Origin of the sequence: Ornithinicoccus hortensis (genome assembly GCF_006716185.1) — a bacterium.
Classification (GTDB): Bacteria; Actinomycetota; Actinomycetes; order Actinomycetales; family Dermatophilaceae; genus Ornithinicoccus; species Ornithinicoccus hortensis.
In genome coordinates this window covers 3,439,110-3,459,416 of sequence record NZ_VFOP01000001.1, presented here as the reverse complement: position 1 = coordinate 3,459,416, position 20,307 = coordinate 3,439,110, and the positions used below count along the sequence as shown (strand labels likewise).

Annotated in this window: 15 protein-coding genes and 1 tRNA gene; 11 read left to right on the top strand and 5 right to left on the bottom strand. The window is 73.6% G+C overall.

Going from position 1 to position 20,307, the window contains the following annotated elements; all coding sequences use genetic code 11:
* Positions 1–177: 177 nt before the first annotated feature.
* Both FB467_RS16135 and pth read left to right on the top strand, forming a co-directional pair.
* Positions 178–876, top strand: coding sequence for a 50S ribosomal protein L25/general stress protein Ctc (locus FB467_RS16135; protein WP_141786007.1), 699 nt, complete (start codon positions 178–180; stop codon positions 874–876).
* A gap of 158 nt (positions 877–1,034) precedes the next feature.
* Positions 1,035–1,625 carry an aminoacyl-tRNA hydrolase gene (gene pth / locus FB467_RS16130; protein ID WP_141786006.1) on the top strand — a complete coding sequence of 197 codons (591 nt, stop codon included), beginning with the start codon at positions 1,035–1,037 and terminating at the stop codon, positions 1,623–1,625.
* A 63-nt stretch (positions 1,626–1,688) separates the two neighbouring features.
* On the opposite strand, the gene FB467_RS19420 is transcribed toward pth, so the two are convergent.
* From FB467_RS19420 to FB467_RS18825, 4 genes are all read right to left on the bottom strand, one after another.
* The gene (locus FB467_RS19420) at positions 1,689–3,638 is read right to left on the bottom strand and encodes a TPM domain-containing protein (RefSeq protein ID WP_141786005.1); all 1,950 of its coding nucleotides are present in this window, start codon (positions 3,636–3,638) and stop codon (positions 1,689–1,691) included.
* A 2-nt stretch (positions 3,639–3,640) separates the two neighbouring features.
* Positions 3,641–5,329: a TPM domain-containing protein gene (locus FB467_RS16120; RefSeq protein WP_141786004.1), complete on the bottom strand. Its 1,689-nt coding sequence runs from the start codon at positions 5,327–5,329 to the stop codon at positions 3,641–3,643.
* Between the two features lie 84 nt (positions 5,330–5,413).
* Complete coding sequence (locus FB467_RS16115) at positions 5,414–6,130, bottom strand: PspA/IM30 family protein (protein WP_141786003.1); 717 nt, start codon at positions 6,128–6,130, stop codon at positions 5,414–5,416.
* A gap of 171 nt (positions 6,131–6,301) precedes the next feature.
* Entirely contained in the window at positions 6,302–8,326 is a 2,025-nt protein-coding gene (locus tag FB467_RS18825; RefSeq protein ID WP_194288369.1) for a TPM domain-containing protein, read from the bottom strand.
* 207 nt (positions 8,327–8,533) lie between these two features.
* Between FB467_RS18825 and mfd the strand changes: the two genes are divergently transcribed.
* The 9 genes from mfd (at position 8,534) to FB467_RS16070 (ending at position 18,279) form a co-directional block, all read left to right on the top strand.
* A complete protein-coding gene (gene mfd, locus FB467_RS16105; RefSeq protein ID WP_141786001.1) occupies positions 8,534–12,163 on the top strand; it encodes a transcription-repair coupling factor in 3,630 nt (1,209 codons plus the stop codon).
* 13 nt (positions 12,164–12,176) lie between these two features.
* Positions 12,177–12,740, top strand: coding sequence for a SurA N-terminal domain-containing protein (locus FB467_RS18600; RefSeq protein ID WP_170230796.1), 564 nt, complete (start codon positions 12,177–12,179; stop codon positions 12,738–12,740).
* Between the two features lie 101 nt (positions 12,741–12,841).
* Entirely contained in the window at positions 12,842–13,774 is a 933-nt protein-coding gene (locus FB467_RS16100; protein ID WP_228393401.1) for a nucleoside triphosphate pyrophosphohydrolase, read from the top strand.
* A gap of 160 nt (positions 13,775–13,934) precedes the next feature.
* Positions 13,935–15,224 (top strand): phosphopyruvate hydratase, encoded by a 1,290-nt coding sequence (eno, locus tag FB467_RS16095; protein ID WP_141786000.1) that lies wholly within the window; start codon positions 13,935–13,937, stop codon positions 15,222–15,224.
* A gap of 69 nt (positions 15,225–15,293) precedes the next feature.
* Positions 15,294–15,854 carry an FtsB family cell division protein gene (locus FB467_RS16090; RefSeq protein ID WP_141785999.1) on the top strand — a complete coding sequence of 187 codons (561 nt, stop codon included), beginning with the start codon at positions 15,294–15,296 and terminating at the stop codon, positions 15,852–15,854.
* Positions 15,838–16,392: a DUF501 domain-containing protein gene (locus FB467_RS16085; protein ID WP_141785998.1), complete on the top strand. Its 555-nt coding sequence runs from the start codon at positions 15,838–15,840 to the stop codon at positions 16,390–16,392. Before FB467_RS16090 ends, FB467_RS16085 begins: the two co-directional genes overlap by 17 nt.
* On the top strand, positions 16,392–17,342 hold the full coding sequence (locus tag FB467_RS16080; protein ID WP_141785997.1) for a Ppx/GppA phosphatase family protein: 951 nt from the start codon (positions 16,392–16,394) through the stop codon (positions 17,340–17,342). The genes FB467_RS16085 and FB467_RS16080 overlap by 1 nt, the downstream gene beginning before the upstream one ends.
* Positions 17,342–18,175, top strand: coding sequence for a uracil-DNA glycosylase (locus FB467_RS16075; protein WP_141785996.1), 834 nt, complete (start codon positions 17,342–17,344; stop codon positions 18,173–18,175). The genes FB467_RS16080 and FB467_RS16075 overlap by 1 nt, the downstream gene beginning before the upstream one ends.
* A gap of 27 nt (positions 18,176–18,202) precedes the next feature.
* Positions 18,203–18,279: transfer RNA gene (locus tag FB467_RS16070), tRNA-Leu, on the top strand.
* A 344-nt stretch (positions 18,280–18,623) separates the two neighbouring features.
* Here FB467_RS16070 and FB467_RS16060 read toward each other — a convergent pair.
* On the bottom strand, positions 18,624–20,240 hold the full coding sequence (locus FB467_RS16060) for an acyl--CoA ligase family protein (protein ID WP_141785995.1): 1,617 nt from the start codon (positions 20,238–20,240) through the stop codon (positions 18,624–18,626).
* Positions 20,241–20,307: the final 67 nt, after the last annotated feature.

The window sequence follows — 20,307 nt, the reverse complement described above, 5'->3', positions numbered from 1 at the left end:
AGGGACGCTGCACGACCACTGATGACCGGTAACCGACGACGTGGTCTGGCTGCTCCGTGAATCGACGCGGTGCGCCTCCGCGAGTCGGCTGGCCGCCGACCTCTCGTGCCGCGTCCCGCGTCGAGGCCCACCGCCCAGTACCGACCACACCCCCACGTTCATCCTGGAGGCCACGACATGTCCGACAACCTCAACATCTCCGCCGAGCGGCGCACCGAGTTCGGCAAGGGTGCCGCCCGCCGCATCCGCCGCGCCGACAAGGTGCCCGCCGTGCTCTACGGCCACGGCACCGACCCGATCCACCTGACCCTGCCGGGCCACGACACGATGATGGCCCTGAAGATGTCCAACGCCGTGCTGAGCCTGGACGTCGAGGGCGAGGAGCACCTGGCCCTGGCCAAGGACGTGCAGCGCGACCCGGTCAAGCGGTTCATCGAGCACGTCGACCTGGTCATCGTCCGCAAGGGTGAGAAGGTCATCGTCGACGTCGCCGTCTACGTCGAGGGCGAGGCCGGCCCGGACACCGTCGTCACGGTCGACAACGCGACCCTGCAGGTCGAGGCCGAGGCCACCAACATCCCGGAGAACTTCACCGTCTCCGTCGAGGGTCTCGAGGCCGGCAGCCAGATCCTGGCCGGTGCCGTCGAGCTGCCCGCCGGCACCACCCTGATCACCGACCCGGAGGCCCTGGTCGTCAACGTCACCCAGGCCATCTCCGAGGAGGCCCTGGAGGCGGAGCTCGCCGAGGCCGAGGCCGAGGCCGGCATCGAGCACGAGGAGTCCGACGAGGAGGCCGCCGAGGCCGCCGAGGGCGAGTCCGAGGGCGACGCCGCCGCTGCCGAGGGCGAGTCCGCCGGTGAGTCCGAGGACGCCTGAGCGTCGTCCCAGACCACTGCAGGATTCTCGGGTCACCCGATAATCTGACGCTTCGGGGGAGAACCTTCCCGGTCGCAAGCGCCAGGTTCCGGGGTAACCCGAGAATCCTGCAGCCCGTTTCGGGGTGACCCGAGCATCCCGCCGTACAGGAGGCTGGCATGGACCCGTGGCTGGTCGTGGGGCTGGGCAACCCCGGACCCCGGTATGCCGGCAACCGGCACAACATCGGCGCGATGGTGATCGCCGAGCTGGCCGAGCAGGCCGGGGCCAGCGCGCGGGAGCACAAGGCGCGGGCCTGGCTCAGTGAGATCCGGCTGGGCACGCTGCCCGGGGGAGCGCCGGGGCCGCGGGTGCTGCTCGCACAGCCGATGACCTACATGAACGTTTCCGGCGGCCCGGTGAAGAACCTGCTGTCCTTCTTCAAGGTCCCCGTCGAGCAGCTGGTCGTGATCCACGACGAGCTGGACATCGACTTCGGCGCCGTGCGGCTCAAGCGCGGCGGGGGCGAGGGCGGCCACAACGGGCTGCGCTCGATCAGCCAGTCGGTCGGCACCAAGGACTACCTACGGGTGCGGCTGGGCATCGGCCGGCCGCCCGGACGGCAGGACCCGGCCGACTACGTGCTGTCCGACTTCCCGGCCCGCGACCGGGTCGAGGTGGAACTGTTGATCGGGGACGGTGTGGACGCGGTGCACGACCTGGTGCACCAAGGCCTGGAGGCCGCCCAACAGCGCTTCCACTCCCGCTGAGCCACTCCCGCTGAGCCACTCCCGCCGAGGGCGACGGCCGCCGGCCGCGCGCCGACCAACCGGCTAGAACCGCCCGCCACCGGAGCGCCGCGAGCCCGACGAGCGACGGCTCGAGGAGCTGGACCGCGAGGAGCTGCGCCGCGACGAACTGCTCCTGGACCGCGAGGAGCTCCTCGACCTACTGGACCGCGAGGACCCCCACGAGCCGACGGAACCGCCCGAACCCCAGCCCCAGTCCCACCCGGAGCCCGAGTCCGTCTCGTCGACCACCCGGGCGGCGCGCGCCGAGTTGATCACGGCCAGGATTCGGCCGGCCCGGTTGGTGGCCGCCGTGAGGTCGGTCTTGGCCCGCACCGGATCCGTGGCGGACAGCGCCTCCGCCGAGGTGACCAGGTCCTTGATCTCCTGGACCTCCTGGCGCTGCCGGTCGGACAGCGCCCAGCGGTCCAACTGCACCGCCTTGTTCAGCGAGTCCATCCGGAACCCGGTGCGCCGCCGCTGCGCGGCATACGCCTCCTGCTGCTTGCGCCGGGTCTCCTCGGCCTCCCGGTAGCTCTCGAGCGCGTCGTCCAGGCGGCCCTCGATCTGACCCAGCTCCTCGGCCAGGTCCACTGGGTCCTCGGAGCCGTCGGTGGCCCGGCCCAGCGCGGCGGTGGCCTCCGCCGCGAGCCCGGTGACGGTGGCGTCCTGCGGCGCGAGCCGGGCCGCGTCGGAGACGTCGGAGGACAGCGAGGCCCGGGCCTCCTCCAGCAGGGCGGTCCACTCGCCCACCAGCCGGTCCACGTCGGAGAGCTGGTCCAGCCGCTGGCCGACCCGCGAGAGCAGGCCCTCGGCGGTCCGCAGCGGCACGACGGCATCCTCGGGGTCGCCCCGGTCGACCCGCTCGCGGGCCTGGCCGAGGGCGGCGTCGGCCTGGTCCAGCCACTGCCGTCCCTCGGTCACCTGGTCGCCGACCTGTTCCTGCTGCCCCGCGGTCAGGTCGGACCGGGCGGCGAGCAGGGAGGCGAGGTCGTCCAGCCGACCCCGGGCCGCCTCCAGCGCGCCGGACAGCTCGGTGGTGCGTTCCGGGGCGCGGTCGGCCAGCTTGCGCAGCTCGGCGAAGGCTGCGGCGTGCTCGGCCAGCCGCGAGCCGGCCTGATGGACGAGGTCGGCGAGGTCGCCCAGGGTCTTCATGGTCTCGGTGTGCGAGGTGACGGTCGTGACCTCGCCCAGCTCGCTGCGCTGCCGGTAGGCCTGGACCGACTCGGCCCGGGACGCCTCCAGCGCCTCGCGGAACGGGACGGTGAGGTCGGGGTCGAACTCGGCCTCGGCATACAGCAGCTCCGACTCGGCCGACTCGAGCTCGTCGTCCAGCGCCACCAGGGCGGAGCCGAGTTCCTGCGCCCGGGCCTCGCGCAGCTCCTGCTCCTCCTGCGCGACCTGCCGGGCCCGACGGCGCCGCAGCAGCGCCCGCCCCACGAAGTAGCCGATCCCCGCCACGAGCAGCACGCCGAGACCGATCAGCAGCACCCGGCCGGTGACCGACTCCTCGTTGGCCTTCTCCAGGTAGCCCTCGGCCGCCGCGACGCCCGCCCCGGCCCAGTCCCCGTCCCGCAGCTGCGGCTCGATGTAGTCGCTGGCGACCTCGTCCACCTGGCCGTCGGAGAGCCCGGAGTCCTCGTGCACCGAGTAGCCCCACCGGCGGTCCTCGACGGCCACCGCGACCAGCAGGTCCTGCGCCCCGAGGCCCGACAGCTCTGCGGTCCTGTCCGCCCACGAGGGGCCGTCCATGCCGGAGAAGTCGTCCACGTAGACCAGGAAGAGCTGCAGCCCGCCCTCGGCCTGCAACCGGTCCTGGGCCGCCCGCACGGCGGCGTCGTCGTCGAGCACGCCCGCCTCGTCGACCAGCTCGTCGGGCAGGTTGAACGGATCCGTCGCGTATGCCGGGGCGCCGGTCAGCAGGACCAGCGCCAGCAGGGCGGTGAGCAGCGCGGACACCCGGGCCGCCACGGGGTGCAGGACCTGTCGTCGCATGGTCAGAACCTTCCTCCACCGGAGCGGCGGCGTCCGCCGGACCGGGACCTACGGCGGGAACTCCGGCGGGCGCCGGACCGGAACCTGCTCCGGGGCCCGCGACCGTTCGCCACCTCCGCGTCGTGCGCGCGCCGGCGCTCGGCGGCCAGGTGCGGCACCAGGGCCCGCTCCAGGGAGGCCAGGGCGGTGCGCAGGGCCTCGGGGTACTCGACCGGGTCGGCGGTGCCGCCCTCGTCGGCGGCGAGGGTCTCCTCCGCCCGGGCAACCGCCTCCAGGAGCGGGGGGAAGTCCACGGCTGAACTGTAGCGGGGCGGCTGCCGTCCGGTGCCCGGCGCGGCGCCGGTGTAGTTCCGGGCGGTGCGCAGCCGCTTCTCCAGGCGTGCGGTCAGCACCTCCGCCTCGCCCTGCAACCTGGCCAGCGCCGCGGCCGGGTCGCCGAGCCGGCCGATCGACTCCTCGACGGTGGCGAGGGCGCCGCCGGCCCCGGTGAGGAGCGTCGCGGCCTGGTAGGTCCGTCGGTGGCCCAGCGCGGCCTCGGCCCGCTGCACCAGGTCCAGCCCCTCCGCGCCGGCCTCGCCGGCCCGCTCGAGGTCGCGGTCGCAGAACTGCTGCAGGCCCGGCGGGCCGTCCTGCACCCGGCCCGGGACGGCGGCGGCCAGGTCGCCGAGGTGCGACCCGGTGGCGCTGAGCCGCTGCCGGAGCTCGTGGACCGCGGCCGGCCCGCCGCCCGCCAGGTCCCGCGCCGCGTCCATCCGCCGCGACTGGGCCGTGAGCGCGGCCCCGGCCGCGTCGATCCGGGCGGTGATGTCGTCGAGCTCGGCCGGCAGGTGCGCGGGGTCCCCGGACGGGGGAGGGGTGAACGCGGACCGCAACCGGTGCGCCTCGTCCTGGCCGGCACGGGCCCGCTGCACCGCCCGTTGCCAGTCGCCCGCGGCGTCCGGCCCGAACTCGGCCTCGGCATACGCCTGCTCGGACCCGGCGGACTGCAGCCGGCCGTCCAGCTCGACCAGGGACCGGTCGATCGCGGAGAGCCGGTCGCCGATGGCCGCGGACCACGCGCGGGCGTTCTTCCGGCCACCACGGAAGGCCCGCCACAGGCCGGTGCCGGCCGTGACGATGCCGGCGCCGACCGCGACCACGAACATCACGAACGCGCCCGGGCTGGGGCCGTCCGACTCCTCGGCATACCCCTGCGCCGCGGCGGTCGCGGCACCGGCCCAGTCGTCCTCGCGCAGGGCGGGCTCGATCCAGTCGGACTCGACGGTGGCCGCCGTGTCGGCGCTCACCTCGTCGGCGTCGAAGACGGTCCCGTAGCGGCGGTCCTCGGTGGCGATGGCCAGCACGAACGCGGTGTCGGGCAGCCCGCTGAGCTCGGCGGTGCGGGTGGCCCAGGTGGGGCCGTCCAGACCGGCGAAGTCCCGGACGTAGACCACGTGGAGGTCGATCCCGGTCTCCTCGCGCAGGTCGTCCAGCGCGGTCCGGACCGGTCCGTCGTCGGTCAGGGCGCGCGCCCGGTCGACCACCCGGTCCGGCAGCGCGAACGGCTCCTCGGCCGAGGCGGTGCCGGCGACCCCCACCAGGGAGGCGGCGACCGCCAGCGCGAGCGTCACCCCCAGGGTGAGCAGCGCCAGCAGCCGGCGCGCCGGGGTGGTCCCGGCCGGCTCACGGCGATTCGTGCGGTCGGTGCTCATGGTTCCCCCTGTCCCTCCGGGCGCGCCAGGGCCCGCCGACCCGTGCGGCCGGCGGGCCCTGGCGTCGTAGGGTGACGTGCCTGCTCAGCCCTGGTTCTTCAGCGCGGCGAGCCGGGCCTCGATCTCGGCGTCGTCGTCGCTGCTCTCCAGCTCGTCGAAGGCGTCCTCCAGCCGGGTGGCCTGCGCCTCGGCGCGACCCTGCACGAGGGCCTCGTCGCGGCGGATCTTCTCCTCGAACCGGGACAGCTCGCTGGTCGGGTCCATCACGTCGATGGCGCTCATCGCGTCCTGCACCTTGGTCTGCGCCTCGGCGCTGCGGGCGCGGGCGACCAGGGTGCCCCGCTTGGACTTCAGCTCCTCGAGCTTGGTCTTCATCGTGGTCAGGCCGCTCTTGAGCTGGTCGACCGTCGCGTTCTGCTGCTCGATGGCCGGGCGGGCGGTCTTGACGTCGTTCTCGAAGCCGATCTGGCGCCCCAGCGCCACCTTGGCCAGGTTGTTCCACTTGTCGGCGCCCGCCGTGTCACCGGCGGCGGCCATCTCCTCGGCCTTGGCCGAGGCGGCGGCGGCCTTGCGGCCCCACTCCTGCGCGGCGTCCTCGTCGGTCTTCAGGTCGGCCTCGGCCATCCGCACGTTGGCGATGGTCTGGGCGACCGCCTCCTCCGCCTCGGCGATCGAGTTGGTGTAGTCGCGCACCAACTGGTCGAGCATCTTCTCCGGGTCCTCGGCGCGGTCCAGGATCGAGTTGATGTTGGCCTTGGCCAACTGGCTGATACGGCCCAGGATGGTCTGCTTCTGCGTCATCGTGTGGTCCTTTCGGGCAGACCTTCGAAAGTGCCTGCCTGGTCGTGGATCGGTGTCCGGTCGTGACTCGTGGATGGTCAGGGTTCGCTAGATGGACGTTATACGTATGCAGATGGTTCCGTCAGGCGCCGGGGTGACCGGGACCCGGGGTGACTGCGCGTCGGGACAAGGTCAGAAGCGGCCACCACCTCCGCCGAACCCGCCTCCGCCGCCGCCCCCACCGCCGAAGCCGCCACCGCCCCCGAAGCCGCCGCCTCCTCCGCCGCCGCCCCACGAGCTGCCGCCGCCCCCGCCCCAGCCGCCGTGGTGGTGGCCGCCGCCGGAGAGGATCCCGCCCAGGATGAGGGAGACCGGGTCGAGCCCACCGGAGCGTCGGGACCGTCCGCCGCCCCAGTCGTCGAACCGGTCGATGTCCTGCTGCGCCTCGGACAGCGCCTGCTCGCCGAGCTGCTCGGCCCGGTTCAGCAGCGAGGACGCCTGGGTGGGGTCCTCGGCAGCCGCGGCCTGGGCCTGGTCGAACAGGCGCAGCGCCTCGGAGATCCGGGTGCGGGCCGAGGAGTTCACGGCGCCGCGGGTGGTGCTGATCGTCTCGTCGATGCTGCGCAGCCGGGCCCCGACCCGCTGGGCCCGCTCGGTGAAGTCGACCCGCACCTTGGTGCGGTGCGACTCCGCGTCGCGCATCGGCTCCAGCAGGGTGTCCAGCTGGTACTCGGCGGCGTCCAGCGCCGCCAGCGCGGCCAGCGGGTCCCCGCTGGTGTGGGCGTCCTGGCCGCGTTCGATGACCTCGCGGGCCTTGGCCACGGCACGCTGCACGGTCTGGTCCTTGGGTGCCAGCCGGGCCGCGTCCCGGATGTCGGAGCTGATCGAGGCGATCGCCTGGGAGAGGGCCTCGCGGGAGTTGGCCAGCTCGTCGCCGGCGCGGTCGATCGCGTCCAGCAGCCGGACCGCCTGGCCGATGGCCTCCTCGGCCGCGCGGGCCGCGGCCACCGCGGAGGGGCGGTTGCCGCTGCCGACCGACTCCCGCCCGGCCGCGATGAAGCCGTCGCAGCTGTCCAACAGCTGGGCCGCCTGGTCCTTCTGCTTGGTGACGGTCCCGAGCGCCATCGCCGGGTAGCGGGCCGAGAGGCCCTGGATCTGCTGCTCCGCCACCGGCAACCGGCCCCGCACCTCGGTGACCCGTCCGGCGAGCTCCTCGAGGAACTCGGGCACCCGGTCCTCCAGGGAGCGCAGCTTCGCGAACTCCTTAGCGCGCTGGTCCAGGGCGGACCGGGCCCCCGAGCACAGCGCGATGATCTGGCCGAGCATGGTCCGGGCGACCGGCTCCGGCTCCTCCCGGTCGTCGTCGAGCTGCTGGCGCAGCGAGAAGGCCTGTCGGGCCTGCTCCTTGGCGTGCCCCAGCACCTGGTGGAACTCCTGGGTGCGCTGCTCCCCGAACTGTGCCTCGGCGAAGGCCAGCTCCTCCTCGGCCGAGCGCACCGCGTTGTCCAGCCCGACGAGGGCCTCGGCGGCCTGCCGCTCCAGCTCCTGGGTGGGCACCCCCTGCGTCGTGGCGTTCTCGGTGGGCATCCCGGCCGGCGGGGCAGGACGGCGCCGGGCGGCCCTGCGACCGCGCGCGCTGATGATGCCCGACGCGGCGATCGCTCCCGCCGGGACCAGGAAGAACCAGGGGACGTCGATGCCACCCCCGGAGGAGGACCCGCCGGATCCGCTGGACCCGCCGCCGGTGGAGGGCGGGTCGTCGTGCACCTGCGCCAGGCCCTCGGCTCCGGCCACGACCGCACCGGCCCAGTCGTCGTCGCCGAGCGCCGGCTCGATGAAGTCCTGCTCCACCACGGACATGCCCTCCGGGGTCAGCCCGCTCTGCTCCGTGGTCCAGGACGAGTAGGCGCGGTCCTCGACCGCCACGGCGAGCAGCACGTCGTTGCCGCCCATCTGGGAGGCGTCGAAGGTCTGCTCGGCCCACTCCGCGCCGGTGAGTCCGTCGAACGTCGGGACGTAGGCGACCCACAGCTGCAGGCCGGCGTCGTCCTGGAGCTGGTCGAGGGCGTCCTGCACCTCGCCCTCGGACCCGGACAGCACGCCGGCGGTGTCGTGGATCTGGTCGCTGAGGTTGCCCGGCTCCTCGGCACCGGCGGGCGGGGCGACCAGGACGACCGCCCACAGCACCAGCGCCGCCAGCGTGGCCAGCCACGGCACCCTGGCACCCGGCCCTCGGTGTCCCGCCCTGTTCCCCGTCTGCGTCAGCACCCTGCGTTCCTCCTCGTTCGGACCCACGACGGCACGTGTCCGGGGCCGTCGGTGGGTTCCCTCTGCCGGTCAGCCTAATGGGAGCCTGCGCTCTGGTCGGCCTGTCGGTCACGGCGCGTACCCTGGTGCGCCGAGAACTCACTCCCCGGGAGACCCATGAACCTGCTGCCCCTGCTGGGCACGATCACCCGTGACCCGGGCGTCACCGCCGCCCTGGAGGCGGCCGCGTCCGGCGAACCCCTGGTGGACGTCTCGGTGACCCCCGGCGCCCGCCCGGCGCTGGTCGCCGAGCTCGCCGGCGCCGCCCCGATGCTGGCGGTCACCGCGACCGGGCGGGAGGCCGACGACCTGGCCGCCGCGCTGCGCGACTTCCTGCCGGCCGACGCGGTCGCGACCTTCCCGAGCTGGGAGACCCTGCCGCACGAGCGGCTCAGCCCGCGCAGCGACACGGTCGGGCGCCGGTTGGCCGTGCTGCGGCGCCTGGCGCACCCGGACCCGGCGGACCCGGCATACGGCCCCCTGCGGGTGGTCATCGCCTCGGTGCGGGCGGTGCTGCAGCCGATCGTGCGCGGGCTGGGCGACCTGGTCCCGGTCGAGCTGCACGCCGGGGACGAACGCCCGCTGGAGCAGGTGGTCGAGGCGCTGGCCGGGGCCGCCTACGTGCGGACCGACCTCGTGGAGCGCCGTGGCGAGTTCGCCGTGCGCGGCGGGATCCTCGACGTCTTCCCGCCCACCGAGGAACACCCGCTGCGGGTGGAGTTCTGGGGCGACACGGTCGAGGAGATCCGCTGGTTCAAGGTCGCCGACCAGCGGTCGCTGGAGATCGCGCCCCACGGGTTGTGGGCGCCCCCGTGCCGGGAGGTGCTGCTGACCCCGCAGGTGCGGGAGCGGGCCGCGGCACTCGTCGAGCAGCTCCCCGGCGTCGCCGACCTGCTGGGCAAGGTGGCCGAGGGCATCGCCGTGGAGGGGATGGAGTCGCTGGCCCCCGCCCTGGTGGACGGGATGGAGTCCGTCCTGGACTGCCTGACCGAGGACACCCGGGTGCTGCTGCTGGACCCCGAGCGGGTCCGGACGCGGGCGCACGACCTGGTCACGACCAGCGCCGAGTTCCTCGGTGCCAGCTGGGCGGCCGCGGCCGGTGGCGGGAGCTCGGCCACGCCCGTCGACCTCGAGGAGGTGCTGGGCACCGCCTCCTACTGGAGCCTGGCCCAGACCAGGGAGCACGCGCTCGCGACGGGCCGTCCGTGGTGGTCGCTCGCCTCGTTCGCCGCCGACACCGAGCTCGCCGCGCTCGCGGACGACCCGGCCGGGGACCGGCCCGAGGAGACCGTCCGCCAGCTCGACGTGTCCTCCTCGGCGGTGCCGGCATACCGCGGGGACACCGAGGCCGTCCTCGCCGACCTGCGCGAGTGGATCGCGGCGGACCAGCGCGTGGTGCTCGCGCTCGAGGGGCCGGGCCTGGCCCGCCGGGTCGCCGAGGTGCTGGCGGGCCGGGAGGTGGCGCACCGGCTGGACGCCCCGCTCGGGGAGCTCGAACCCGGCCTCGTGCACGTCACCACCGGCTCGGTCGGGCGGGGATTCGTGCTGCCCGACGCGGGCCTGGTCGTGGTGGGGGAGACCGACCTGACCGGTCAGGCCGGTGCCGGTGGCTCCACCAAGGACATGCGCCGTATGCCGTCCCGCCGGCGCGCGCAGGTCGATCCGCTCCAGCTGCGGCCGGGTGACCACGTGGTGCACGAGCAGCACGGCGTCGGCCGGTTCCTGGAGATGGCGCAGCGCACCGTCCAGGGCGCCACCCGGGAGTACCTGGTGCTGGAGTACGCCGCCTCCAAGCGGGGCCAGCCCGCGGACCGGCTGTATGTGCCGACCGACCAGCTGGACCAGGTCACCAAGTACGTCGGCGGCGAGGCGCCGACGCTGCACCGGCTCGGCGGTGCCGACTGGCAGAAGACCAAGTCGCGGGCCAAGAAGCACGTCCGGCAGATCGCCGGGGAGCTGATCCGGCTCTACAGCGCCCGGATGGCGACCTCCGGGCACGCGTTCGGGCCGGACACCCCGTGGCAGCGCGAGCTGGAGGACGCCTTCGCCTTCGTCGAGACCCCCGACCAGCTCTCCTCCATCGACGAGGTCAAGGCCGACATGGAGAAGCCGGTCCCGATGGACCGGCTGATCTGCGGGGACGTCGGCTACGGCAAGACCGAGATTGCGGTCCGTGCGGCCTTCAAGGCGATCCAGGACGGCAAGCAGGTTGCCGTCCTCGTGCCCACCACGCTGCTGGTGCAGCAGCACTTCCAGACCTTCTCCGAGCGCTACGCCCAGTTCCCGGTCGTGGTGCGCTCGCTGTCCCGGTTCCAGAGCGACGCGGAGGCCAAGGAGACCATCGCCGGGGTCGCCGACGGGTCCGTCGACCTGGTGATCGGCACCCACCGGCTGCTGTCCTCAGCCGTCCGGTTCAAGGACCTGGGCATGGTGGTGATCGACGAGGAGCAGCGTTTCGGTGTCGAGCACAAGGAGCAGCTCAAGGCGCTGCGCACCAACGTCGACGTGCTGGCCATGTCGGCCACCCCGATCCCGCGCACCCTGGAGATGGCGGTGACCGGCATCCGGGAGATGTCGACGCTGGCCACGCCGCCGGAGGAGCGGCACCCGGTGCTGACCTTCGTCGGCGGCTACGACGAGAAGCAGATCGCGGCGGCGGTGCGGCGCGAGCTGCTCCGCGAGGGCCAGGTCTTCTACGTGCACAACAAGGTGTCCTCGATCGACCGGGCCGCCTCCCGGATCCGCGACCTGGTCCCCGAGGCCCGGGTCGGGGTGGCCCACGGCCAGATGGGGGAGCACCAGCTGGAGCAGGTGGTCCTCGACTTCTGGGAGAACCGGCTCGACGTGCTGGTCTGCACCACCATCGTGGAGACCGGCCTGGACATCTCCAACGCCAACACGTTGATCGTCGAGCGCGGCGACCAGCTCGGGCTGTCCCAGCTGCACCAGCTGCGGGGCCGGGTCGGGCGCGGCCGGGAACGCGCCTACGCCTACTTCCTCTACCCGCCGGAGAAGCCGCTCACCGAGACGGCCGTGGACCGGTTGCAGACCATCGCCTCGCACACCGACCTGGGCTCGGGCATGGCCGTGGCGATGAAGGACCTGGAGATCCGCGGTGCCGGCAACCTGCTCGGCGGCGAACAGTCCGGGCACATCGCGGGCGTCGGCTTCGACCTCTACGTCCGGCTGGTCGGGGAGGCGGTGGCCGACTTCAAGGGCGAGGGCGACGCCGCGCCGGTCGAGGTCAAGATCGAGCTCCCGGTCGACGCGCACCTGCCCCACGACTACGTGCCGGGCGAGCGGCTGCGGCTGGAGGCCTACACCAAGCTGGCCCAGGTCAAGGACGAGACCGAGCTGGCCGAGATCGAGGCCGAGCTGGTCGACCGCTACGGGCCACCGCCGGCACCGGTCCAGACCCTCCTGGAGGTGGCTCGGTTGCGGACCGTGGCCCGGTCGGCGGGTATTGCGGACATCGCGGTGCAGGGCAGCTCCGTCCGGTTCGGCCCGGTCGGGCCGCTGCGGGAGAGCCAGCAGCTGCGGCTGAACCGGCTCTACCCGGGCACGATCATCAAGCCCGCGGTGCGCACCATCCTGGTGCCGGCGCCCAAGACGGCCCGGGTCGGCGGCAAGCCGCTGCGCGACGGCGCGGTCCTGGACTGGGCCGCCCAGCTGGTCCGGGCGGTGCTCCTGGACGACATCGCGTCCGGCGCCGGCGCTTCCGGTGTCGGCGCGACGGGGGCGAGGTGACAGAATGGGCGCCGTGAAGCCTGCAGACCTGCTCCGTGCCCGGACCCGACGCTCCCGCGCGCTGCTCGCCGCGACCGCCGCCGCCACGCTCCTGCTCTCGGGTTGTGGTGCCGCCGAGGGCGACTTCGCCGTCAAGGTCAACGGCGAGGCCATCTCGCAGTCGGACCTGCAGGAGGCCGCCGAGCAGTGGAACAGCTTCGCCCAGCAGCCGGAGACGCCGCAAACGATGATCACCTCGCTGGCCAAGGGCCCGGCCCTGGAGTCGTTCTTCCCCGACAACCCGCTCACCGACGAGGCGCTGATCGGGCAGTTCCAGGAGCTGGACGTCACCGACCCCAGCGACGTGCTCCTGGACTTCGCGCGCAGCCGGATCTTCGAGGGGTCGACCGGCTCGATCGACCCGGCCGAGCTCCAGGCCGCCCTGGCCGAGGTCGACGTCGAGGTGAACCCCCGCTTCGGCACCTGGGACCCGGCCACGGCCGCGGTCGTGCAGTCGACCCCCGACTGGATCGTGTCGAACGGCGGGGAGGACACCGGCGACTCCGCACCCGCCGAGGAGCCGGGAGCCGGCAACTGAGCCAGCCGCGGTCCCGGCTCAGCCTGCTGCTGACCACGCCCCGGATCGCCCCGGGGCTGCTCTCGCGTGAGGCCTGGGCCTGCCTCGAGGCGGCCGACCTGGTGCTGGCCCGTGACACCACCTCGCCCCAACCACGCGCCCTCGCCGACGCCGGGGTCGTCGTGGCGGCCGCACTGCATACCGACCCCGCCCCGCTGGCCCGGCACCTGGTGGACCAGGCCGCGGACGACCGGCAGGTCGTCTGGGTCGGCTCGGCCGACGCGGACCCGGGGCTGACCGACGCGCTGGCCGCCGAGGTGGCCCGCCGCGGCGACGCCCCCGAGATCGAGGTCCTCGTCGGAGCCTGGGACCTGCCCGGCTCGCGGCTGCTGGACGCGGTGGCGGTGATGGACCGGCTGCGCTCGCCCGGCGGGTGCCCGTGGGACGCCCAGCAGACGCACCGGTCGCTGGTGCCCTACCTCATCGAGGAGGCGCACGAGGCGGTCGAGGCCGTGGAGAGCGGGGACCGTGAGCACCTGGTCGAGGAGCTCGGCGACGTGCTGCTGCAGGTGCTCTTCCACGCGCGGGTCGCCGACGAGGACGAGGAAGCCGGCTTCGACATCGACGACGTGGCCGCGGGGCTGGTGGCCAAGCTGGTCCGGCGCCACCCGCACGTCTTCGGCGCCGTCGACGCTCCCGACGCCGCGGCCGTGGAGGCGAACTGGGAGCAGATCAAGGCCACCGAGAAGCCCGAGCGGGAGCACCCGCTGGACGGCATCCCGGCCGGGATGCCGGAGCTGGCCCGTGCCGCCAAGGTCGCCTCCCGCCTGGAGCGCGCCGGCCACGGGGACCGGTTGCGCGAGCTCGTGGCCGACCGGACCCGCACCGACGGTGCCGACCCCGAAGCCTCGACCGACCCCGGCGCGGCCCTGATGGCCGTGGTGCTGCAGGCCCGAGCCCAGGGCGTCGACCCCTCGGCCGCCCTCCGGGCCCTGCTGCGCGACCTGGCCGAGCAGGACTTCGGGGGGCTGCAGGATTATCGGGTCACCCGATAATCCTGTGCTTCGTGGCAGAACCTTCCCGGGACGGAGCGCCAGGTTCCGGGGTGAAGCAGCCGAGAATCTTCGCCGGGCCCGAGGGTCGGTGCAGCGGCGGAGGGGCTGGGACGGCTACGCTCGGGAGCACCTCGTGTCCTGACGCTCAAGGAGTCCCACCGTGGCCAGTATCGACGCCATCATCGCCCGCGAGATCCTCGATTCGCGCGGCAACCCCACCGTCGAGGTCGAGGTCGGCTTGGACGACGGCACCGTGGGCCGCGCCGCCGTGCCCTCCGGCGCCTCCACCGGCGCGTTCGAGGCCGTCGAGCGCCGCGACGGGGTCAAGGACCGCTACCTGGGCAAGGGGGTCGAGGAGGCGGTCGACGCCGTAATGGAGGACATCGAGCCGCAGCTGGTCGGCCTCGACGGCAGCGAGCAGCGCCTCGTCGACCAGGCGATGCTGGACCTGGACGGCACCGACAACAAGGGCAAGCTGGGCGCCAACGCCATCCTGGGGGTCTCCCTCGCGGTGGCCCGGGCCGCGGCGGACTCGGCCGGGCTCCCGCTGTTCCGCTACGTCGGGGGCCCCAACGCGCACCTGCTGCCGGTGCCGATGATGAACATCCTCAACGGCGGGTCGCACGCCGACTCCAACGTCGACATCCAGGAGTTCATGATCGCCCCGATCGGCGCCGGCTCCTTCCGCGAGGCGCTGCGCTGGGGCACCGAGGTCTACCACGCGCTCAAGGCCGTGCTGAAGGACCGCGGGCTGGCCACCGGGCTCGGCGACGAGGGCGGGTTCGCGCCCGACCTGGAGTCCAACCGGGCGGCGCTGGACCTGATCGTGGAGGCCATCGGCAAGGCCGGCTACACCCCCGGTAGCGACATCGCGCTCGCCCTGGACGTGGCCGCCAGCGAGTTCCACGAGGACGGCGGCTACACCTTCGAGGGTGGCACCAAGTCGGCCGCCGAGATGATCGACTACTACGCCGAGCTGGTCGACGCCTACCCGCTGGTCTCCATCGAGGACCCGCTCGACGAGGAGGACTGGGACGGCTGGAAGGCCATCACCGACCGTCTCGGCAGCAAGGTTCAGCTGGTCGGGGACGACCTGTTCGTCACCAACCCGACCCGGCTGCAGCGCGGCATCACCGACGGCGTCGGCAACGCGCTGCTGGTCAAGGTCAACCAGATCGGCACCCTGACCGAGACCCTGGACGCGGTCACGCTCGCGCAGAGCAACGGCTACCGCTGCATGATGAGCCACCGGTCGGGCGAGACCGAGGACACCACGATCGCCGACCTGGCGGTGGCCACCAACTGCGGGCAGATCAAGACCGGGGCCCCGGCCCGCTCGGAGCGGGTTGCCAAGTACAACCAGCTGCTCCGCATCGAGGAGGAGTTGGACGATGCCGCGGTGTATGCCGGGGCCGGCGCCTTCCCCCGGTTCGCCGGGGGCGAGGGCTGAGGCGGGCAACGGACCAGGGACCAGGCAGGACCGACCGGGCGCACCGGGGAAACGGACACGGCATACCAGATGGCATCGAGCAGGGGACCGGGCCGCGGCGGGGCGAACCGTCCCGCCCCGCGGTCCCGTGACACCCGCCAGCGGGCCGGGACCCGGCCGGCGACCGGTGCCCCCGTGCGGCCGCAGGGCACGACCCGCGCCGCCCGCCGCACCGCGCCGCCGCACGTGTGGCGGCTCGGGATCCTGGTGGTGCTGCTGGCCTTCCTCGCGCTGTTCCTGACGCCCACGCTGCGCGGCTACATCGAGCAGCGCTCCGACATCACCCGGATGGAGCAGGCCGTCGCCCGCGAGGAGCACCGGATCGCCGAGCTCCAGGCGGACGTCGAGGCCTGGAAGGAGCCGGAGACGATCGAGCGTGAGGCCCGCGACCGGCTGCGGTTCGTCAAGCCGGGGGAGACCGCGTTCACCGTGCTGGACGACACCGAGGAGCAGGTCACCGAGCCGCTGCCCGGGATGGCCGGGGTGACCACGGACGTGCACGAGCACCGGCCCTGGTACGGCGAGGTCTGGGAGTCGGTCGTCTCCGCCAACGAGGGAGTGCCCGAGGTCGACGGTGCTGGGCAGCGCTGAGCACCCGGGGACGATCGGCCCGCAGGAGCCCACCGAGGAGGACCTGGCGGTCGTCGCCGCACAGCTGGGGCGCGCCCCCCGCGGGGTCGTGGCCATCGCCCACCGCTGCCCCTGCGGGTGCGTCGACGTGGTCCGCACCGAGCCCCGGTTGCCGGACGGCACGCCCTTCCCCACCTCGTTCTACGCGACCTGCCCCCGGCTGACCGGTGCCATCTCCACCCTCGAGAGCGAGGGGATGATGAAGGAGATGACCCAGCGGCTGGGCACCGACACCGAGCTCGCCGCGCAGTATGCCGCGGCGCACGTGGACTACCTGACCCGCCGGGGACAGCTGGGAGCGGTCCCGGAGATCGAGGGCATCTCCGCCGGCGGTATGCCGACCCGCGTCAAGTGTCTGCACGTGCTGGTCGCGCACTCGCTGTCCGTCGGCCCCGGCATCAACCCGCTGGGGGACGAGGCGCTCGCGGCGCTGCCGGACTGGTGGGAGGGTGGCTGCTGCAGCGACGTGACCGACCCCGACCCGACGGAGGGACCCTGATGACCCGCGTGGGCGCGGTGGACTGCGGCACCAACTCGATCCGCCTGCTGATCGCCGACGTCACGGCCGACGGGGCGCTGTCCCCGGTGACCCGGCAGATGGAGATCGTCCGGCTCGGCCAGGGGGTGGACGCCACCGGGCGGATCGCGCCGGAGTCGATGGTGCGCACCCTGGCCGCCGCGGAAAGGTACGCCGCGGAGTGCACCGGCGCCGGCTGTGCCTCCGTCCGGTTCGTGGCCACCTCCGCCTCCCGGGACGCCGAGAACGCCGCGGAGTTCACCGCCGGCATCGAACGCGCCTTCGCGGCCTTCGGGACCACCCCCGAGGTGGTCACTGGCGACGAGGAGGCCTCGCTGTCGTTCGCCGGGGCGACCGGGGACCTGCGCTCCGGCGGGGTGGCCGCCCCCTACCTGGTCGTCGACATCGGCGGCGGCTCGACCGAGTTCGTCCGCGGCACCGACGCCGTGGAGGCCGCCCTGTCGGTCGACATCGGCTGCGTCCGGATGACCGAGCGGCACCTGCACAGCGACCCGCCCACCGAGGAGGAGGTCTGGCCGGCGCTGGGGGACATCGCCGTCGCGACCGGCCGCGCCGCGGAGGCGGTCGACTTCTCCGGGGTCGCCACCCTGGTGGGGCTAGCCGGGTCGGTGACCACCGTGACCGCGCACGCCCTCGGGCTGGACAGCTACCGGCCGGAGCGGATCCACGGGGCGCAGCTGCCCGTCGACGAGGCGATCGCGGCCTGCTCCGACCTGGTCCGGATGACCCGTGCCGAGCGGGCCGCGCTGCCCTTCATGCACGAGGGCCGGGTCGACGTCATCGGCGCCGGGGCCCTGGTGTGGCGCACCGTGATCCAGCAGGTCCAGCGGGACGCCGGCATCACCACGGTGCGCGCCTCCGAGCACGACATCCTCGACGGCATCGCGCTGTCCCAGGCCAGCCCGGCCTGATGGCGGCCCCGCCCACGGACCCGCACCCGGTCACCGGCCAGCCGTTCGGCTCGCCCGTGCCCCCTGGGACGGGGTGGCCGGGGGACCCTGCGGACGCGGACACCCCGGTCGCCCGCACCACCGCGCGGGTGGGGCGGCTGGCCCGGTCGGCGGACACCGTGGCCGAGCTGGACGCCATGGTGTCGGTATGCCGTGCCTGCCCCCGGCTGGTCCGGTGGCGGGAGTCGGTGGCCACCACGGGGCGGCGGGCCTCCTTCGCCGACCAGCCCTACTGGGGGCGTCCCGGCCCGGGCTTCGGCGACCCGTCCTCCCCGGTCCTGGTCGTCGGTCTGGCGCCGGCGGCGAACGGGACCAACCGGACCGGGCGGATGTTCACCGGGGACCGCAGCGGGGACTGGATCTACGCGGCGCTGCACCGCGCCGGCTACGCGAGCCAACCGACCAGCGTGGCGAGCGGGGACGGGTTGGTGCTGCACGGCATACGGATCGTGGCGGCGGTGCGGTGCGCGCCGCCGGCCAACAAGCCGACCACGCAGGAGCGGCACACCTGCGGGCAGTGGCTGGCCCGGGAGCTGGAGCTGTCCGGTCCGCACCTGCGCTCGGTGCTGGCCCTCGGCTCGATCGGGTGGGATGCGGCGATCGCGACGGCGCGCGGCCTCGGGTGGACCGTGCCCCGCCCCAAGCCGAAGTTCGGCCACGGCGCCGAGGCCGAGCTCCGCACGCCGGAGGGGCGCCCGGTGCGGCTGCTGGGCAGCTACCACGTCAGCCAGCAGAACACCTTCACCGGCAAGCTGACCGAGCAGATGCTGGACGCGGTGATCGCCAGGTTGTGACCGGTCCGGGGCGGGTAACCTGACCGTGCCCCCGTAGCCCAACCGGCAGAGGCAGCCCACTTAAAATGGGCCCAGTGCGGGTTCGAATCCCGTCGGGGGCACCAGAGGTGTTCGAAGTTTGACCATGCGACAGCGCGATCTGCTCACCAGCGACGGGTGCCCGACCTGAAGAACGGGCGATCGACCAGCACCCGGATCACGAAGCCTGGCCCCGGCCCCGACCTCATCGACCAGCGCCTGCACGTCCCCTTCATCACCCGCGCCGAAGTCCTCGGCCGCGCCAGCGAACGCCTCCTGCGCCCCGGCCAACGCCGACAGAGCCTCGGTGGTCACGACGACCTCGTCGTTGGGCTTCTCCACGAACAGCACCTTATCGCCAGGCACCAGCCGCACACGGCGTCGTACTCCCCGCAGGCACCGCGATCTGCCCGTTGCTCCACCAGGCGCCTCAGCCCTGGATGCGCGACTCCTTGGAGTCCCACTCCGCCTCGCGCAGCACGAACTTCTGGATCTTGCCGGTGGAGGTCTTGGGCAGCTCGTGGACCAGCTCGACCTCCCGGGGCGCCTTGTAGTGCGCGATACGGGAGCGGACGTGCGCGATGAGCTCCTCGCCGGTGGTGGTGGCGCCCTGCCGGACGGTGACGAACCCCTTGGGGCGCTCGCCCCAGTCCGGGTCGGGCACGCCGACGACGGCCGCCTCCGACACGGCGGGGTGGCTCATCAGCGCCTGCTCGACCTCGACGGTGGAGATGTTCTCCCCGCCGGAGATGACGACGTCCTTGGCGCGGTCCCGCAGCTCGACATACCCGTCCGGGTGCATGACGCCCAGGTCGCCGGAGTGGAACCAGCCACCCCGGAAGGCCTCCTGCGTGCCCTCCGGGTCGCGGAAGTAGCCGGCCATCACGTTGTTGCCGCGCATCACGATCTCGCCCATCGTCGCGCCGTCGGCGGGGACATCCACCATGTCCTGGTCGACCACGCGCAGCCGCTCGGCCTGCAGCATCCCGACGCCCTGCCGGGCCTTCAGCCGGGCGCGCTCGTCAGGGCCGAGTGAGAGCCAGGGCTCCTGGACCTCGCAGACGGAGTAGGGACCGTAGGTCTCGGTCAGCCCGTAGACGTGGATCAGGGTGAAGCCGAGGTCCTCCATCTGGCCGATCGTGGTCGGGCTCGGCGGCGCACCGGCGGTGGTGACGGTGACCGGCTGCGGCAGCTCGCCCGCGGAGTCGGCCGCCATGATCGCGGTCAGCACCGTGGGGGCGGCGTTCAGGTGGGTGACGCCCTCCTGCCGGATCAGCTCCCAGATCCGGTCGCCGCGCACCTCGGGCAGGCACACGTGCCGGGCGCCGTAGGCGGTGATCGCCCACGGCGTGCACCACCCGTTGCAGTGGAACATCGGCAGCGTCCACAGGTAGACCGACTCCGGGGAGTGCCGGGAGTGCAGCAGCTCGCCGAGCGCGTTCAGGTAGGCCCCGCGGTGGGTGTAGACCACGCCCTTGGGCCGTCCCGTCGTGCCGGAGGTGTAGTTGATGCTGATAGGGGCGAGCTCGTCCTCGACCTCCCACGGGAACACCGTGTCCGTGCCCGCCGCCAGGAAGTCCTCGTATGTCGTGGCGCCGGCGACCGGGTCACCCTTCCGGTTGGCGACGACCAGGGTGATGTCGCCGGGGGTGTCGGCCAGGGCGCGCCCGGCCAGCTGCTCCAGGCGCCCGTCCACCACGAGGACCTTGGCCCCGGAGTGCTCGAGGATGTAGCCGATCTCCGGCGCGGCGAGCCGGGTGTTGATCGCCACCAGCACGCCACCGGCGAGCGGCACCGCGAAGTGGGCGACGAGCTGCTCGGTGACGTTGGGCATCAGGTAGGCGACGCGGTCGCCGGGGGCGACGCCGGCGGCCTCCAGGGCACGGGCCACCGCCTGCGCCTGCTCGGCGAACTCGGCGTAGGTCAGCTGCCGGCCGTCGTCGACGACCGCGACCTTGTCGGCCCACACGTCCGCCGACCGGCCGAGGAACGACAGCGGCGTGAGGGGGGTGTTGCTCGGGTCCGGCTGGGCGGTGACGGCATTCATCGGGTCGCTCTCCTTGGGCAGTCCGCGGGGGTCGCGGATCCCATCATTCCACCGGCCGGAGCGGCTG

Coding starts and splice junctions, on each gene's coding strand:
- mfd (WP_141786001.1), top strand. CDS start 8,534: ATGAACCTGCTGCCCCTGCTGGGCACGATCACCCGTGACCCGGGCGTC.
- FB467_RS16080 (WP_141785997.1), top strand. CDS start 16,392: ATGACCCGCGTGGGCGCGGTGGACTGCGGCACCAACTCGATCCGCCTG.
- FB467_RS16135 (WP_141786007.1), top strand. CDS start 178: ATGTCCGACAACCTCAACATCTCCGCCGAGCGGCGCACCGAGTTCGGC.
- FB467_RS19420 (WP_141786005.1), bottom strand. CDS start 3,638: ATGCGACGACAGGTCCTGCACCCCGTGGCGGCCCGGGTGTCCGCGCTG.
- FB467_RS16120 (WP_141786004.1), bottom strand. CDS start 5,329: ATGAGCACCGACCGCACGAATCGCCGTGAGCCGGCCGGGACCACCCCG.
- pth (WP_141786006.1), top strand. CDS start 1,035: ATGGACCCGTGGCTGGTCGTGGGGCTGGGCAACCCCGGACCCCGGTAT.
- FB467_RS16075 (WP_141785996.1), top strand. CDS start 17,342: ATGGCGGCCCCGCCCACGGACCCGCACCCGGTCACCGGCCAGCCGTTC.
- FB467_RS16090 (WP_141785999.1), top strand. CDS start 15,294: ATGGCATCGAGCAGGGGACCGGGCCGCGGCGGGGCGAACCGTCCCGCC.
- FB467_RS16115 (WP_141786003.1), bottom strand. CDS start 6,130: ATGACGCAGAAGCAGACCATCCTGGGCCGTATCAGCCAGTTGGCCAAG.
- FB467_RS16060 (WP_141785995.1), bottom strand. CDS start 20,240: ATGAATGCCGTCACCGCCCAGCCGGACCCGAGCAACACCCCCCTCACG.